Here is a 16,495-nt window from a genome sequence, read left to right as displayed (position 1 = left end):
CATCAAGAATGTGAGGCTGACACAAAAGGTATTAAACGATGGGTAGATGCTGATCAATACATAAATTAATGGCTAATGCTATAAATATCAAACTGGTAATTCTATTAAGAATAGTTTGTACTGATGGTTTACTGGATATCATTTTATTTTAAAAAGCCGGACAAATAGGATATGATCGTAAATACAATAAAAGCAATTACGACAAATATTAAACCTAGATATAATAATTGAAGAGATACTGGAATAGCGATTGTATTGTCAGTAGTAAACTGAGGCAGAAAAGCCAAAAAGAAAATAATTACTTTTGGATTTGATAAATTCATAAACAAACCTTTTTTAATGAGTTTTTTTGCATCATTAAAACTGTTGGTATTGTTTTTGAGATGAATAGGTTTTGCCTTAAAGGCTCCCCAAGCCAGATAGCTTAAATAACACACACCAAATAACCTGATAATTTCAAAGGCCACCGTATTAGCTTGTATTATTGCTGCAATGCCTAATGAAACTAAAGAGGTATGCATTACTAATCCAATACATAGGCCAATGGTAATTAATATGCCTGATTTGCATCCATTTATTGCAGACTGACTTAAAACTAAAAGATTATCAGGGCCTGGTAAGAAACATAGGAAAGTTGAAATACTGATAAATGTAACAAGTGTTTCTATAGAAAGCATATTTATTACCATTATAAAATTTAAAATAACCGATGTTACCATCTATATGAAAAAGTGTTGATTATATTAATGTAACAAGGTCATCTATAAAAGACGAAAAATCTACTTGTAGGTATGAATTAATTTCATACCATGTTCGATAGTTCTTTCAAGATGAGCTTTGATCAGAGGAAAACAGATATCCCTAAACCATCTATGTTCTGGATCTTGGTGATGTTTCGCATGCCATAGCAAGTAGTATTGTTGTGCTTTAATATCAATAGGTAAGCGTCTTATTTGTAAATCATAGTCTTGAGCAAAATCAGCAGCAATATGCAGTGGTATAGTTAGCATGGTGTCTGTTTTTAACAATAACTCAATGGCCGCCTGGAAAAAGGGAACAGTAGTGTAAATGTGACGATTTAGGTTCATCTTTGCCAACATGTGATCGACAAAACTGTCTTTATCTCCGCCGCCACTAATCAAAATATGTCGGCCTTCTATATAGTCGTTAAGAGTCATATCGCTATTAGCTTTGGCATGTATATTTCTAAATGCAACGGCAAGTTGATCTTCAGCCATCATTTTACCGTATAAGTTATCAGGTATCGTATCGGCAATGGTTGCGACTAAATCAATATTTTGTTCAGCAAACTTATTCAAATTGTCTTTATGCCACAATTTATATTCAATACTCACATTAGGAGCATCAACTTCAATATTATAAATTATAGATGGCAAGATGGCCTGGGCGACATAATCACTGGATGCTAAGGTGAATTTTCTCTTACAAAGGTCTGGTTCCATTATTTCTGGTGTATAGAGGTTATCTAATTGTTGCATCAATGCTGGAAGCTTTTCTTTCAGTTTTTCACCTTTTGGGGTGAGCATAAATTGATTTGTCTCTCTCACAATAATTTTGTCATGAAAATCTTCACGCAGCTGATGTAATATTTTACTCATTGCTGATTGTGTAACACCTAATTGCTTTGAAGACTCAGTTAGGTTAAGGGTTTGCAATATTGATACTAAAGCTGGTAATAACTTGTAATTATTCAAGATGTGTTTTCCATGGAATGAATCATCCAATGATTATACCAATCCAATTTCAAAATGCGTGTTATATTTCCCCACGTCGTCTTGCAGGTTGCAACTTGAAGTTTATCGAGTATATAATAATTTTGTGTCACTAATGTGAATCCTGGACAAAATACCACTAAATATTCCTGACTCAGACAAGGGGAAGATATTGGCTGTTACTTAGGAAATAACAGCCAGATGATGTTTATCAGTGAATATTATCGTTGTCACCATACAAAGATGGCATACCTTTAGGGCGAGTTTTGAAACGGCGATGCAACCACATATATTGATCGGGTGCCTGCATAATTTCCTTTTCGATCACCTTATTCATGAATGTTGCTGCTTCTGTTTCATCTTGCAGAGGAAAATTTTCTATCGCGGGCTGAATAATTAACTCATAACCCTTTCCATTGGGTAACCTTCGCGGAGTAAAAGGGATTAGCGCAGGTTTGGCCAAACGGACAAGAATGGAGGTTCCGGTCGTAGTTGCAGCGTGTTCAACAGCGAATAATGGGGCAAATACACTGTTACGGGGGCCATAATCGTGATCAGGGGCGTACCAGACAATTTCACCATTTTTTAGGCATCGGATCATGCCCTTAACATCTTTTCTGTCCAGCATGTATTTATTGGAACGGAGACGCCCCCAAGTTTGTAGCCAATCCATGACAAAATTGTCATTTGGACGATAAACACCAATACCTGGGTTCAGCATACCAAAAATACGTGCTCCCAATTCCAGTGTTAAAAAATGGATACCAATGACAATAATCCCCTGTCCTGTGGATTGCACTTGTTGGATATGCTCCTTTCCGGTGACCTTGAACCAACGCTTGATGCGCCAGTCAGGCCAAAACCAGGCCATTCCTGTCTCAAACAGGCCCATGCCAACAGATTCGAAATTTCTGACTAGCCATTCCTGTCGTTTCTCTGCTGGCATATCAGGGAAACAGAGTGCCAGATTGCGCTCTGCAACGTTGGCTCGTTTTTTTAAGAAACGTAGTGAAAGTCGTCCAAGCCGGGTTCCCATCCAATAAATCGCTGGATAAGGTAGCAAAACCAGTAAATAAAGTATGCCAATACCTAGCCAAGTCAGCCAGTAACGGGGATGTAAAAGCGAACGACAAAAAGGAGGTGCTTGTATCATGTGTTTTCTGTATGTTATTTGTTATTTTGAATCGGTTTCAATTTGTCTGAATTATAGATGCCTAAGATAGACTCTAAAAATCGTATTGGTGTATTGTGACATTTTTTAGTGGAATATCGAAATTTTGCGGCACTAAATATTGAATCTGGTAATAACTCGTTTGCCAGATTTACTGTCTGGCAAGGTTTTGCTGCCTCTGATCATCGTAGCCACCATCTCATTGTATCGGCGTGATGGAAAAGCATAAATCACTATCCGCTAACGGCCATTTTCGTTATGATATCCCGCCATCAATGGAACGACCATTGAAGTTTTCATTTTTTAATCGAAATTCAGGAAAGTACACCATGCCAGTGTTACATAACCGTATTTCTAATAAAGAGTTGAAAGAGCGCATGTTGGCTGAAATTGAGCCGCGCACTACTATCTCTTTTTATAAATATTTCACCATTTCCGCACCACAGACTTTTCGCGATAGCCTGTATCAAAAGTTTACCGAGTTATCTGTCTTTGGGCGGGTTTATATCGCCAAAGAAGGTATCAATGCACAAATTAGTGTGCCTTCCAAGAATGTCGATGCGTTGAAGGCATTATTGGATGAAACCGATCCGGTATTATATAATCTGCGTCTTAACATTGCCTTAGAAGATGATGGTAAATCATTCTGGGTCCTGCGCATGAAAGTGCGTGAGCGCGTTGTTGCAGATGGTATTGAAGATGAAACTTTTGATTCATCTAAAACAGGCGAATATCTGAAAGCGGAGCAGGTTAACCAAATGCTGGATGATCCTGATACCGTCTTTGTCGATATGCGTAACCATTACGAATATGAAGTTGGGCATTTCGAAAACGCGATTGAAGTTCCATCAGATACGTTTCGTGAACAGCTGCCAATGGCTGTAGAAATGCTGAAGGATAATAAAGATAAAAATATTGTTATGTACTGTACTGGCGGAATTCGTTGCGAAAAAGCAAGTGCTTATATGTTGCATAACGGTTTTAGCAAAGTTTACCACGTAGAAGGTGGCATTATTGAGTATGCCCGCAAAGCGAAAGAACAAGAATTGCCAGTGCGTTTTGTTGGTAAGAACTTTGTCTTTGATGAGCGTATGGGTGAGCGTATTACTGAAGATGTTATTGCTCACTGTCACCAATGCGGAGCGACGTGTGATAGCCATACCAACTGTAAGAACGATGGTTGCCATTTGTTATTTATCCAGTGCCCATCTTGTGCAGCACGTTTCGAAGGCTGTTGCAGCGATGCTTGCCGTGAAGAGATGAAACTACCAGAAGAAGAGCAGCGTACCCGTCGTGCAGGAAGAGAGAATGGCGCTAAGATTTTTAATAAGTCCCGCTATCGATTAAATGATGGTTTGAATATTACATCACTGCAATCTATTAAATAGTCGTACTTTAAGTCGTTGTTCCCACCCTTTCAAATTGTAGCTTTATTCTCTGTGCTTACTTATCCCATTCACATAATTTAATTTGTTATGTGAATGGGAATTTTATACTAAAATAGGTTTTTCAAAAAGCTAACAAAAATACTTGAAGATATTGTAAATAAAAAGTAACTCTATTTTGTTGGATACGCCTATTTTTTTATAATATGCCTCTTATGGGAATAAACTGTACTAATGCTAATTTTTAATTTTTTGGCAATTTTATGAGTATCCATTTCTAACATCCAATAATAGATGATACGATCTTCCTGATGACTAAAAATAGAACCATGAGTATTAAAATTAGAGAAATAACATTGAATATCATATGATGCCATTTCTTTTAGGTGTTCAAATAATATCAGTAGATCTTTCTTTGATAGTATAAAATTATTATTTTTCAACTAGATAGAAGGAGGGTGAAATATTTATGGTATCACGTATTGATGCAGTGTCTAAAGAGAGGATATCTGTATTTTCTTTTAGGGGTTCAATAATTCCCAGACGTGTATAATAGCATTCATCAATGACTAACAGTTTCATTACTTGAACATCCTTGTTCTGCTGTGGTTATATTTAAATAATCAGTTTAATAGCTAAACATTAGGCGGGTGAACACGGGCGTATAAGACAATATTTGAAGGATAATAAACCATATGGATAATTTTATTGGTTGATATGTGTTCAGTTGTTCATTTGGGACACTCAATATATTGAGTGTCCCAATGTGTTGGAGGTGTTAAATTTAGTTATTGTTAATGTTTAATATGATCAAGTTGGCTGTATTCTGAGGATTCTATTTTTTCAATCCCGGCTTGTAAAATGAGGATAAGCTGTTTGGCTACGCCTGTTGTTAACCATAACGTTTTGTCAACACTGACATTTTCTGTTGTTTGATCTTGGGTGGATGAGTAATGAAGGCGTATCATCATGGCGTCATAGGCATCGACAATGCTGATATCCCAGCCTACAACAGGATGTGTTTGAATTATTTCATTTTCTTTTCCCATATAACCTCCTAATCAGACTACAGAATCATTATTGATATAATTGACTAAGAGCAGAAGGCCTCGTCTAAGACAAGCCTTTAGCAGTATAAACCTTTTTGGCAATCTAAGAAGTGAAAAAAGCAGGATTTTTTGCATCAGCACTGAGAAGAACCATGATGAGTTATTTCTGCTTTTTATCAGGCACAGAATTGTGCGGAAATAAAGAACAATTTCCGCACGAAAGAGCGTGCTAAAGTTACTCACATACCCTTACATCCCATCTTGCATCTTCCCCTGCAAGGAATGGAATTAACTTTTCGTCACCACACTCAATGTATTCAACAACGGGGGTTGGTTTGCGGGTGAGTTCGATAAAGCCATCATTAGCTGGCAAACCGTAAAATGCAGGGCCATTCAGGGAGCAGAAGGACTCAAAATATTCCATTGCACCCATTTCTTCAAAAACAGTAGCATAAGCCGCCAGGGCGGTTGGAGCATTGAAAACGCCCGCACAGCCACAAGAAGATTCTTTGCGGTGCAGTACATGAGGAGCGGAATCCGTGCCTAAGAAAAAGCGGTTACAACCACTGGCAACTGCTGCTCGGAGGGCTTCTTGATGAATGTTGCGTTTTAGTACAGGCAAGCAGTAAAGGTGAGGACGAATACCACCAACCAGCATATGGTTGCGATTGAACATTAAGTGCTGTGGTGTCAATGTCGCGCCTAATTTATCGTTGCCTTCTAGAACATATTCTGCGGCTTCTTTGGTTGTAATATGCTCGAAAACAATTTTTAATTCAGGAAATTGCTGACGTAATGGTTCCATTACCTGTTCGATAAAGCGCGCTTCACGGTCAAAAATATCAATATGAGAAGCGGTAACTTCCCCGTGGATCAGCAATGGCATACCTATTTTTTCCATGGTTTCCAATAATGGGTAAATCTTTTTGATATCGGAAACACCATGGCTAGAATTTGTTGTTGCGTTGGCGGGGTAAAGTTTGCAGGCGGTAAAGATGCCTTCTTTATGGCCAACCTCAATTTGATTGCTGTCTGTTGAATCTGTCAGATAACAAGTCATAAGAGGTTGGAAATGATGATCTGACGGTGTTGCTGCAATTATTCTCTCTTTATAGGCTTTGGCGCTGGCAACATCTGTCACTGGAGGGACGAGGTTTGGCATGACGATAGCTCGGCCAAAAAAACGGCTGGTATGGGGTACAATGGTTTTTAGCATATCACCATCACGAAAATGAACATGCCAGTCGTCAGGGCGGCGGATTTTAATTGTATATGATTTAGTGGTCATGGAACCGGCTCCAGAATAATAAGTGAAAAATGATGGATGCTGATTCAGCAATCCTTAAGCCGGAGGAGAATGATAAAGTGAAAATAGCTAAATAGCTATTATTGAATGATAATATTCTCTAAATTTTGAAAAATTAGAATTTTAAGTTTATTCGGGATGAGGGTACGTAGAGGAAATTATCATATCAAAAAAGGAAAAAATAGAAGTAACAACACGAGGGTGAATTGAATTTGGCTCCTCCAGCTGGACTCGAACCAGCGACATACGGATTAACAGTCCGCCGTTCTACCGACTGAACTATGGAGGAACTCCTTCAAGACGGGGCGAATATTAACGGCATTTTTTGCGTTTGTCAAAGCAGAAAATAGTAACAACTGTTTGATTGCTGAGAATCTGTGCGTTATGTGTGTTTTTTGACTAAAACTGACGGGTGATAGTAAATCGGGAGCAGAAATGGGGCATAGGAGTAAGTAACCGAAGAGGAAAACAAGAAGAAGGATCCCTGAAAAATGGAGATACTAAAGAGAAGAAGGATAAAAAACAGGAGACCAGAAAGCAAAAAACCTGATTAGTTTAACTAATCAGGTTCTTCAAAATATTTGGCTCCTCCAACTGGACTCGAACCAGTGACATACGGATTAACAGTCCGCCGTTCTACCGACTGAACTATGGAGGAACTCCTTCAAGACGGGGCGAATATTAACGGCATTTTTTGCGTTTGTCAAAGCAGAAAATAACAATAAGTGTTTGATTGCTCGTAATATGCGCTTGTTGGGCTGTTTTTGATCTTTTGGTGTTTTTAGCATAGGTAATCACGTCGGCAAGGCTATTTGAGAGAAGAAACGGGAAATAAAGAGATGGAGATAAAAGGGGATGGATAACAGTGTGCTCAAAAGTAAAAATCCCGACCAGCAAAGCTAATCGGGATTTCCAGAAATTTGGCTCCTCCAGCTGGACTCGAACCAGCGACATACGGATTAACAGTCCGCCGTTCTACCGACTGAACTATGGAGGAATTGAGTTGTTCCTGAGAACGGAGCGGATAATACAGTGAATGGTTTAATGTTGTAAAGTAAAAAAATTAAAAATAAAACCAATTGATTTGTTTTTCGCCAAAATGGCTTTTTTTGCTGTTTTTTGCTTAAAAAATATCTAATAATTTGAGTTTTTATTGATTTTAATATCTTTATTGTTTTTTGTTTATCTTGGAAAAATTCAACTTACTTTATATTCGTTGCTTTTATCTCTGTTTTATTGAATTCTAAGTAGAAAATACAAGATATTACAAAGTAGATATGTGCTGGATTGGTTTTTAATAGATGCTGGCAACAAGTGCAGACGGCAGGGTAAAAAAAACGGCTCCCCGATTGGGAAGCCGCTTGAAAAGGCTTAGGCTAAGTTACTTTTCTCAACCTTAACATCACGCCGACTTGTCTAGCGAGATATTTGAATCTGGCTCCTCCAGCTGGACTCGAACCAGCGACATACGGATTAACAGTCCGCCGTTCTACCGACTGAACTATGGAGGAATCGGGTTGTTCTTGAGAACGGGGCGAATGTTAGCGATGAACTGGAATAGTGTCAACGCAAAAATTCTTTTTTCTTACTGTTTGCTCATCATATGAACTTCTTGGTTTATCATTGTACTATTTTATTGAATCTATTAGATTTATGCACTTTTATTAACCATGTTAATAGATTGAGCATAGGGTGATTGTTCCGAACAAGCGAGCATAAACACATCATAAAAACAAACCCCCTGTTTCTTCTGCATGATATATTTGATGTCATCTTTGATTATATTTGGCACTTGGGGATGAGTAAGTATCTTATTGATCGCTTTCTTAGAAACTTGCTCGTTGACAAACCATTCACCGTTATAGCATACCCGTAAATCAAGTACGTCAATATCTTCGAAATGATAGACTGGCTTGATATCAAACAGCAAAACGCCTGCCATAGCAATAAAGGCTAGAGTAAATGCAAAAAGAGACCAGATGCCGAAATAGGGTGCGTACCACATGAGCACAGCAAGAAAAGCATAGGCAATGACCATCGCCAGACACAAGTAGGGATGATGGCGAATAAAAATGCTGTTGAAATGTACTTTACCATCACGATGCTCTTTAAGATTGATCCGCTCAAGATCCTGAATCAATATCTGTTTTATGATTTTCATAATACTAACCCACTCATTTGTAGAAATTGTGTCGTAAAAAATGCTGTAAAAATCGTGATCGAATTGAAAGTTATGGCATTTTCAAGGTTAGCATGTCCTGAACCGATATCTGTATAGCAATTGCTTTAATTTATTTGGCAAATTGTTATTGTTGGTAAGCAATATCTTGTATTTTTCTTGCTAAGAAAAAGTTGAATAAATCAAATAAAATTATAAAAAAACCTGTTTATTATATTATTCTGTTCTAATATTGAGCGCCTGAGTTTTTTTTAAAACGATAATACATAAAAAGGTTGATATTCGTGTGCGGTCATGCGTTAATGCGTTTGGCCTGATTAACAGACCTACTTTATGTACGACATATTGAGTTAATGCGTTATGTGTAAGTGCTATCCCTCTGGTAGCCTTTGTTGACCGTTTCCTTCTTAGTGCCTCCATAAGTAATAGCTGATACTGGCCAACACATGCCCGAGGTGGCGAGTTTTTTTTGATATATAGGAAAGTCAAATGTCTGACAAAATGAAAGGTCAAGTGAAGTGGTTCAACGAATCTAAAGGCTTTGGTTTCATCACTCCAGCTGATGGTAGCAAAGACGTATTCGTACATTTCTCTGCCATTCAAGGTAACGGTTTCAAAACCTTAACAGAAGGCCAGAACGTAGAATTCACCATTGAAAATGGTGCCAAAGGCCCAGCAGCAGCAAACGTGACTGCTATCTAATTTCTGCCTTTATGCCTTATTTAAGCTCGCCAGTGCAAATGCCGTGGCGGGCTTTTTGTTTTCCTGCACCTGTGTTTTCTATACCATAAAATTTATTTCACGAATCTCATTTTATATGTTCAATCCTAAAATTTCCGCGGTTTATTTGTTTAGTTGATAAAAAATCACATAATGAAAGTAACTTGGGGGAAAAACAAGAAGCCATTTCTGTCTTGTAGAACAATCTGCTTGTTTAAGGCCTTTACTTGTTAATTTTAACTGTTTATACTCCCCCGAAAATCCTATTGGAGAACAATTAATTGGACAGTCAAAGTTTTTGGTTAAATAAAAAATAATCTGGTAAGTTGTTCATATCCTTTCGATTTGCTGCTTACCTGTGAATGGTGGGCGGTGCTACTTTAACTTCATGAGTTGTACCCACCTGAAGAAAAATCATCCGATATTAAGGATCTACTGAGTTGGAATTCTTAGTAAGGTATTAACTGAAGGTATATCGGGGTATACATGATGTGGTCATATATTCACTCCTTATTCCCTCCGGGAACATTCGAATAATCGATTAAAGACTTGTTGTCAGAATATTCTATGTACGATGAAGAGATGATCTCTTCAGGCTATTTTTTGCGTATTAGTTTTAAACGAATTAAAAAACTCAACCAATAAAAAGCTCAGCAAATAAAATTAAATGAGCCAGCCTTTATGTACATGATTTTCTGCACCTAACAGGTTTCAAGTTTGCACTAATCAATCAAGTTCACAATCAACAACTTGAGAGACTTAGAGTATTTTTATCCATTTGATGTTATGGAGAATGCCATGTTGTTAACATCTATTGCAATGCACTTATTATCTGCGCTGTGTTTTGGGGCTTTGATTGGGGCCGAACGCCAATGGCGTCAACGTATGGCGGGATTAAGAACCAACGCTTTGGTATCAACAGGTGCTGCACTTTTCATGGTTACTGCAATGAACGCTTCTGAGGGAAATCCTGATCGTATTGCTGCACAAATTATCTCTGGAGTTGGTTTTCTTGGTGCTGGTGTGATTATGCGTCAGGGAATGAGCATTCGTGGTTTAAATACAGCAGCGACATTATGGTGTTCAGCGGGAATAGGGGAGTTATGTGGTATGGGGCTATACTGGGCAGCTGGGATTGCTACAGCAATTATTCTCTGTGCGAACATTTTATTGCGGGAGATCGCACAACGAATTAATACTCAGCCTCACCAGCACGCTTTAGATTTAGAACAGCGTTATAAGATCCATATTATTTGCGACATAAATGATGAAATTCTGGTAAGAACTTTGATTTTACAAGCCCTCAATGGCTTAGATGTCAGATTGCAGTCATTGAGCAGTGCGGATGCTATTCAGCCTGACAGGCTTGAGGTTTGTGCGGAAATATTAGCAACACCTGCGGAGCAAAAAGAAATCGAATCGATTGTTTGTCGAGTAAGTTTGGAGAAAAGCGTCACTTCAGTTAATTGGAAAATTGCGGCTGAATTGCCAGCTTAGAATATTTTTTTATTTTTAATTCCATAATATTATATCAATAAGGAGTCAATATGGACGATGCCCCTCCCCCTACACTAAATGAGATGTTGCCTATGGAGTAAGTCATTTTGTTTCTCAGATAGGCAACGCATAAAAGCTTTATATGGAAATTATCCCTTGCGAAAAGGAATGATAGCTATTGTAAATTGAATATAGAGAAAGCGTTATGACTGAGAAATACACCAATAAACCCGCCAATTTTTTCAAGGAAAAAGCATTTATCGTCGCGAAACGAGCTAATCAAAGCCTTGAACATATTCTTACTGATCTCAACGGCAGTACATTGGGTTTAACTGATGATGATGCCGTAGAACGTTTAGGACAGTATGGTATTAATGAAGTTGCACATGAAAAAACACCTCGTGCCTTGATACAACTTATTACCGCTTTCCACAATCCATTTATCTATGTATTGCTATTATTAACTGCTATCAGTTTTTGTACTGAATATTTGTTGCCCTCACTCAACGGAGAAGAAACAGAGCTTACGGGTGTCATTATTATTCTAATAATGGTTACATTAAGTGGATTACTTCGGTTTTAGCAGGAATATCGAACAAATAAGGCATCGGAAGCCTTGACATCGATGGTGAATACAACAGCAACCGTTTTGAGACGCCCTTCGGATAATACTAAATCACAGAAAAAAGAAATTCCAACCAGGCATCTGGTTCCGGGAGATATTGTTTATTTATCAGCCAGGCAATTTTGACGGGGGAAGCGATCCCTGTCGAAAAATATGACACGATGGCTCATGTGAGAGCCAAGACAGCTCGTCCTGATAATGTATCTGAAACAGCGTTACTTGAATTTTTTAATGTCAGCTTAATGGGAACCAATGTAACCAGTGGTACTGCGACTGCGGTGGTTGTAGCGACAGGAAAGCAAACTTACTTTGGTTCATTGGCAAAAGCTATCGTAGGAACACGAGCACAAACCGCATTTGATTACGGTGTTAATAGTGTTAGCTGGCTATTGATCCGTTTTATGTTGGTTATGGTGCCGATTGTATTGTTAATCAATGGATTAACAAAAGGAGATTGGCTTGATGCGGCGTTGTTTACACTGGCGGTTGCTGTAGGTTTAACACCTGAAATGCTGCCCATGATTGTCAATTCCAATTTGGCGAAAGGGGCTATTGCTATGTCAAAGAAAAAGGTCATTGTCAAACGACTCAATGCAATCCAGAACTTTGGTGCAATGGACATATTATGTACGGACAAGACAGGAACGCTAACGCAAGATAAAATTATTCTCCAGCACTATTTAGATACAGAAGGCAAGGAAGATGCTTCTGTACTCCACTGGGCTTGGTTAAACAGTTTTCATCAAAGTGGCACCAAAAACGTAATGGATCAAGCCATTGTTAGGTATGGATGCGATAATTCAGACTTTGATTTCCTCCGCAGCTACAGAAAAATTGATGAGTTACCTTTTGATTTTGTTAGACGCAGATTGTCAATTTCTATACAGAATTTGTCTAATAATTATCAATTAGTTTGCAAAGGCGCCGCAGAGGAAATGCTATCAGTTTGCTCCTATATAAGGATAAAAGAGAAAATTATTTCTCTAACTGAAGAAAGCCGCAACAATGTAATGGAATTAGTTAGCAGTTATAACGAACAAGGTTTCAGAGTGTTAATCTTAGCGACTCGGGAGTTAAGTCACGATAAAGTGAAACACCCTCTTTCTGTTGCAGATGAACAGGAGATGGTGCTACAAGGTTTATTAACATTTTTAGATCCACCAAAAGAAAGTGCGGCAATGGCAATTGCGGCATTAAGGGAAAATGGTGTTTCGATTAAGGTGCTTACCGGAGATAATCCTGTTGTTACGGCTAAAATTTGCCGAGATGTGGATTTAGATTCTGGAAATATTCTTATTGGCCCTGATATTGAACTCATGAGTGATGAAAACCTTTCAAAAGAAGTGGAGTTAAGGTCAGTCTTTTGTAAGTTAACCCCTCTGCAAAAATCACGCATTTTAAAATCATTGCAAAATAATGGGCATACTGTTGGTTTTCTTGGTGATGGAATAAATGATGCGCTAGCATTACGGGATGCCGATGTTGGAATTTCAGTTGATACAGGGACTGATATCGCAAAAGAATCAGCAGATATCATCCTGCTTGAGAAGAATTTGATGGTTTTAGAAGAGGGAGTAATTAAGGGAAGAGAAACGTTTGGGAATATTATCAAGTATTTAAATATGACGGCTGGTTCAAATTTTGGAAATGTATTTTCTGTATTAGTTGCCAGTGCATTTATTCCATTTTTACCGATGTTAGCCATTCATTTGCTTGTACAAAACCTAATGTACGATATTTCTCAACTGTCTTTGCCGTGGGACAAAATGGATAAGGAGTTTCTGAAAAAACCATCGTAAATGGGATACAAAGAATATAGGGCGTTTTATGCTCTGGATTGGTCTTACGTCATCTATCTTCGACATCACGACTTACGCTGTGATGTGGTATGTATTTGCAGCTAACAGTATAGAACATCAAACATTATTTCAATCGGGGTGGTTTGTGGAAGGATTGCTATCACAGACCTTGGTTGTACATATGTTGCGCACACAAAAAATTCCTTTTGTGCAAAGTACGGCAGCGCTCCCTGTTTTATTAACGACACTAATAATAATGGTACTTGGTGTTTACATTCCATTCTCCGCATTTGGTAACCTAATTGGGTTACAACCACTACCGTGGGAATATTTTCCATGGTTAATTGGGACATTAATAAGCTACTGTATCATTGCTCAAATGATGAAGTGGTTTTACATTCATCGATTTGGTGGATAGTTGTAAATAATTCTCATTAAATAAGATCTTATTCTGTGTGGGTTAAGGAAATAATTCATACGGAATATATGACATTATGACTCTCATCATGACGAACTTTTTACAGGTATTTAGAATAGGTCTTGATGTTATTCTTTAAAAACGAACTGCCTATCACAACACAAATGAATTTAAGGAAAAAATAGCGTTACATTTACCTGTTATTTTTTTTATTTGAAACGCCAAATTAATCTATCTATTACTATTTATTTCCAAAGTTAAATAGGAAAAATTACCTTTTTATATCTGTTTTTACATCTGGTTTTATTTATGTTTATTCTAATTCTTTATTCGTCTTTTAATTAGGTTTTATGTGATAATATGCTGTTGCCAAATTTGCATTTGGGGATTATTTTATATTTATATTTTTTGTTATTTAAGCAAATTAATTTTTGGTCAATAAGCTACCTTGTTTGAGAATTTAACTGCTGATTTGCCCGCGTTGAAAATCCTTATAAAACATTTATCATTCTTATCATTTGCGCTGTGGATGTGAAAATTATTGATTAATTTTTATTATTATTTTGGCGTATGAGCTGGCTAAAGAGGGGGAATAATCAACAAGGGACTCTTGGTTAAATTTATGTCACAAGCAGGCGGTATATGTATTTATTTGGTTTAGAAAAATTTATTGATTATGATGGTAAAAAATATCCTTGATAGATTGCAGAGGGAATTGAATTTTGTTTAATTAGCGAAGCTTTGCTAGTTGAGTTTACAGGGGGTGAAGATACAGATGTTTTTTTATTTCAATATCATACTGTATTTTATCTTATTTTTGTGATCTGTGTGATGTTTGTGCTAAAAGTGAGAGAGTGTGCATTTTTTCTTCTGTTTGAAAATGGTACGACCATAAACTAAAAATGATCATACTGATAGCTTTTTAATAACTAGTATTCACATTTAATTAATAAATTTGGCATGACTATGATCTAAATCAAGTTATAGTGGAAGATGAGTGCCTACCTGCATTATCAAGAAGCAAATTTTATTAGAATATTGTTAATTTAACTAAAGGGAAGATTTTTTATCGTTATTTTGGATTTATAAGTTTAATAGATCGTATAAAACCAAAAACGCTCTCTAATATTTTTATTTAAATAATTTAACTTATTAATTGTAGACTATTTCTCGTTTTTTTTTCTTGAATAGTTAATGAGCTAGAATCATAATAAAAAGCACCAGTTTTGTGATCAAGATCACATAGTATTTAAAATGACATATATTCTCCGTTGTATAAGTTGATGATTCAGGAGTAAAGTTAATTAGCATTAAGAATATTCTTAATCAATTGTGGCAAGTGCATTACCCAGATGACGCAATAATACTTTTACAACCCATTACCGAAATATTTTAGAAATTGGGCGATCCCAAGAGTAATACAAAGGACAGTTACTGCTCTGGCTAAAGATGTATATTTCAGTTATGTCGGAGATTATTGAATCTCATGCTACTGGTAATTTTGTCGTGAGTGATTCTTTGATCACTTAATTTGATTTTTTCATGTAATCGGACGGGATATATAGAAATGAGTACGGTTGAATTGCTCAAACATATTTATGACATAAATTTATCGTATTTGCTTTTGGCACAACGGCTAATTAACCATGAGAAAGCATCTGCGATGTTCCGTTTAGGTATTAGTGAATCGATGGCTGATACGTTGTCCGAACTGACATTGCCTCAGTTAGTAAAATTAGCTGAAACAAACCAACTGATTTGCCATTTTCGGTTTGAAGACCACGAAACCGTACAGCAGTTAACGAAAGAATCGCGGGTGGACGATCTGCAACAAATTCATACAGGTATCTTACTGTCTACTCATCTTTTTCAGCAGTTATCCGCCCAGGATGACACCTCAATCAAGAAAAGAGCGTAAAGATGGTTGAAAAAAGTATTGTTCAGGAAGCGAAAGATATTCAGCTGGCAATGGAACTCATCACTTTAGGCGCGCGATTGCAAATGCTTGAAAGTGAAACACAACTAAGTAGAGGCCGATTGATCCGGTTGTATAAAGAGTTGCGGGGAAGCCCTCCGCCCAAAGGGATGCTCCCCTTTTCGACGGATTGGTTTATGACTTGGGAACAGAATATTCATTCGTCAATGTTCTACAATGCTTACCGTTTTCTGTTGAAAAGTGGACATTGTGAAGGCGTCGAGGCTGTTGTCAAAGCTTATCGTTTATATCTTGAGCAATGTCCTCCGGCGAGTGAAGAAGGGCCTGTTCTGGCATTAACCAGAGCTTGGACATTGGTTCGTTTTGTTGACAGCGGGATGTTACAGCCAACACAATGTCGCTGCTGTGGTGGAACTTTTATCACACACGCTCACCAGCCGGTAAATAGCTTTGTTTGTAGTCTTTGTCAGCCCCCTTCACGGGCAGTAAAAAAACGTAAACTTTCCTCTCAACCTGCCGATACTAATTCACAACTGCTGGATGGATTTGCTCAGCAAGCTGTGTGAATTTAAATGGGAAAGTAAAATTCAGGTTACAGGTTTGATTATAAACGCTGTAACCTGTCGTCACACTCTCTTCATTTATCGATTCTCTCTGTTCAGATCCCATCTGCTCAC

General features: G+C 37.5%; 12 protein-coding genes, 4 tRNA genes and 2 pseudogenes. 6 read left to right on the top strand and 12 right to left on the bottom strand.

The window, feature by feature from the left end; translation table 11 throughout:
• Window positions 1-143: 143 nt before the first annotated feature.
• From ACSJJG_RS11365 to ACSJJG_RS11355, 3 genes are all read right to left on the bottom strand, one after another.
• Entirely contained in the window at window positions 144-677 is a 534-nt protein-coding gene (locus ACSJJG_RS11365) for a LysE family translocator (protein ID WP_481089426.1), read from the bottom strand.
• Between the two features lie 102 nt (window positions 678-779).
• Window positions 780-1,715, bottom strand: coding sequence for a LysR family transcriptional regulator (locus ACSJJG_RS11360; RefSeq protein WP_481089425.1), 936 nt, complete (start codon window positions 1,713-1,715; stop codon window positions 780-782).
• A gap of 229 nt (window positions 1,716-1,944) precedes the next feature.
• Complete coding sequence (locus ACSJJG_RS11355; RefSeq protein WP_481089424.1) at window positions 1,945-2,886, bottom strand: Kdo(2)-lipid IV(A) acyltransferase; 942 nt, start codon at window positions 2,884-2,886, stop codon at window positions 1,945-1,947.
• 347 nt (window positions 2,887-3,233) lie between these two features.
• Between ACSJJG_RS11355 and trhO the strand changes: the two genes are divergently transcribed.
• On the top strand, window positions 3,234-4,292 hold the full coding sequence (gene trhO, locus ACSJJG_RS11350) for an oxygen-dependent tRNA uridine(34) hydroxylase TrhO (protein WP_481089423.1): 1,059 nt from the start codon (window positions 3,234-3,236) through the stop codon (window positions 4,290-4,292).
• A gap of 129 nt (window positions 4,293-4,421) precedes the next feature.
• Here trhO and ACSJJG_RS11345 read toward each other — a convergent pair.
• The 9 genes and pseudogenes from ACSJJG_RS11345 to ACSJJG_RS11305 form a co-directional block, all read right to left on the bottom strand.
• A pseudogene (locus tag ACSJJG_RS11345) lies at window positions 4,422-4,618 on the bottom strand (helix-turn-helix transcriptional regulator); the annotation flags it as partial.
• Between the two features lie 465 nt (window positions 4,619-5,083).
• Window positions 5,084-5,338: a biofilm formation regulator BssS gene (bssS, locus tag ACSJJG_RS11340; protein WP_099131256.1), complete on the bottom strand. Its 255-nt coding sequence runs from the start codon at window positions 5,336-5,338 to the stop codon at window positions 5,084-5,086.
• A 235-nt stretch (window positions 5,339-5,573) separates the two neighbouring features.
• Window positions 5,574-6,626 carry a dihydroorotase gene (pyrC, locus tag ACSJJG_RS11335; protein WP_481089422.1) on the bottom strand — a complete coding sequence of 351 codons (1,053 nt, stop codon included), beginning with the start codon at window positions 6,624-6,626 and terminating at the stop codon, window positions 5,574-5,576.
• A gap of 231 nt (window positions 6,627-6,857) precedes the next feature.
• Window positions 6,858-6,933: transfer RNA gene (locus ACSJJG_RS11330), tRNA-Asn, on the bottom strand.
• Between the two features lie 293 nt (window positions 6,934-7,226).
• Window positions 7,227-7,302 (bottom strand) — tRNA-Asn (locus ACSJJG_RS11325).
• Between the two features lie 23 nt (window positions 7,303-7,325).
• Window positions 7,326-7,598 (bottom strand): hypothetical protein, encoded by a 273-nt coding sequence (locus tag ACSJJG_RS11320; RefSeq protein WP_481089421.1) that lies wholly within the window; start codon window positions 7,596-7,598, stop codon window positions 7,326-7,328.
• A tRNA-Asn gene (locus ACSJJG_RS11315) sits at window positions 7,566-7,641 on the bottom strand. The genes ACSJJG_RS11320 and ACSJJG_RS11315 overlap by 33 nt, the downstream gene beginning before the upstream one ends.
• Window positions 7,642-8,079: 438 nt before the next feature.
• Window positions 8,080-8,155 (bottom strand) — tRNA-Asn (locus ACSJJG_RS11310).
• A 140-nt stretch (window positions 8,156-8,295) separates the two neighbouring features.
• Window positions 8,296-8,805 carry a YlaC family protein gene (locus ACSJJG_RS11305; protein WP_481089420.1) on the bottom strand — a complete coding sequence of 170 codons (510 nt, stop codon included), beginning with the start codon at window positions 8,803-8,805 and terminating at the stop codon, window positions 8,296-8,298.
• 507 nt (window positions 8,806-9,312) lie between these two features.
• Here ACSJJG_RS11305 and cspE point away from each other — a divergent pair.
• The 5 genes and pseudogenes from cspE (at window position 9,313) to flhC (ending at window position 16,384) form a co-directional block, all read left to right on the top strand.
• Complete coding sequence (gene cspE, locus ACSJJG_RS11300) at window positions 9,313-9,525, top strand: transcription antiterminator/RNA stability regulator CspE (RefSeq protein ID WP_047766586.1); 213 nt, start codon at window positions 9,313-9,315, stop codon at window positions 9,523-9,525.
• An 816-nt stretch (window positions 9,526-10,341) separates the two neighbouring features.
• Window positions 10,342-11,040, top strand: a complete 699-nt coding sequence (locus tag ACSJJG_RS11295) for an MgtC family protein (RefSeq protein ID WP_481089419.1) — start codon at window positions 10,342-10,344, stop codon at window positions 11,038-11,040.
• A 205-nt stretch (window positions 11,041-11,245) separates the two neighbouring features.
• Window positions 11,246-13,882 (top strand): annotated as a pseudogene (gene mgtA, locus ACSJJG_RS11290) (magnesium-translocating P-type ATPase).
• Window positions 13,883-15,449: 1,567 nt separating this feature from the next.
• The gene (gene flhD, locus ACSJJG_RS11285) at window positions 15,450-15,800 is read left to right on the top strand and encodes a flagellar transcriptional regulator FlhD (protein WP_481089418.1); all 351 of its coding nucleotides are present in this window, start codon (window positions 15,450-15,452) and stop codon (window positions 15,798-15,800) included.
• A 2-nt stretch (window positions 15,801-15,802) separates the two neighbouring features.
• On the top strand, window positions 15,803-16,384 hold the full coding sequence (flhC, locus tag ACSJJG_RS11280) for a flagellar transcriptional regulator FlhC (protein ID WP_193848381.1): 582 nt from the start codon (window positions 15,803-15,805) through the stop codon (window positions 16,382-16,384).
• Window positions 16,385-16,495: the final 111 nt, after the last annotated feature.

The organism is Xenorhabdus sp. SGI 60 (assembly GCF_056632175.1).
The sequence above is the reverse complement of the archived record's forward strand: the minus strand, read 5'-3'. Positions and strand labels throughout refer to the sequence as shown.

Bases quoted from the DNA above. Each gene is read 5' to 3' on its own strand.
- pyrC (WP_481089422.1), bottom strand. From the start codon at position 6,626: ATGACCACTAAATCATATACAATTAAAATCCGCCGCCCTGACGACTGG.
- ACSJJG_RS11355 (WP_481089424.1), bottom strand. From the start codon at position 2,886: ATGATACAAGCACCTCCTTTTTGTCGTTCGCTTTTACATCCCCGTTAC.
- ACSJJG_RS11295 (WP_481089419.1), top strand. From the start codon at position 10,342: ATGTTGTTAACATCTATTGCAATGCACTTATTATCTGCGCTGTGTTTT.
- trhO (WP_481089423.1), top strand. From the start codon at position 3,234: ATGCCAGTGTTACATAACCGTATTTCTAATAAAGAGTTGAAAGAGCGC.
- flhC (WP_193848381.1), top strand. From the start codon at position 15,803: ATGGTTGAAAAAAGTATTGTTCAGGAAGCGAAAGATATTCAGCTGGCA.
- ACSJJG_RS11365 (WP_481089426.1), bottom strand. From the start codon at position 677: ATGCTTTCTATAGAAACACTTGTTACATTTATCAGTATTTCAACTTTC.
- ACSJJG_RS11320 (WP_481089421.1), bottom strand. From the start codon at position 7,598: ATGTCGCTGGTTCGAGTCCAGCTGGAGGAGCCAAATTTCTGGAAATCC.
- ACSJJG_RS11305 (WP_481089420.1), bottom strand. From the start codon at position 8,805: ATGAAAATCATAAAACAGATATTGATTCAGGATCTTGAGCGGATCAAT.
- cspE (WP_047766586.1), top strand. From the start codon at position 9,313: ATGTCTGACAAAATGAAAGGTCAAGTGAAGTGGTTCAACGAATCTAAA.
- flhD (WP_481089418.1), top strand. From the start codon at position 15,450: ATGAGTACGGTTGAATTGCTCAAACATATTTATGACATAAATTTATCG.
- bssS (WP_099131256.1), bottom strand. From the start codon at position 5,338: ATGGGAAAAGAAAATGAAATAATTCAAACACATCCTGTTGTAGGCTGG.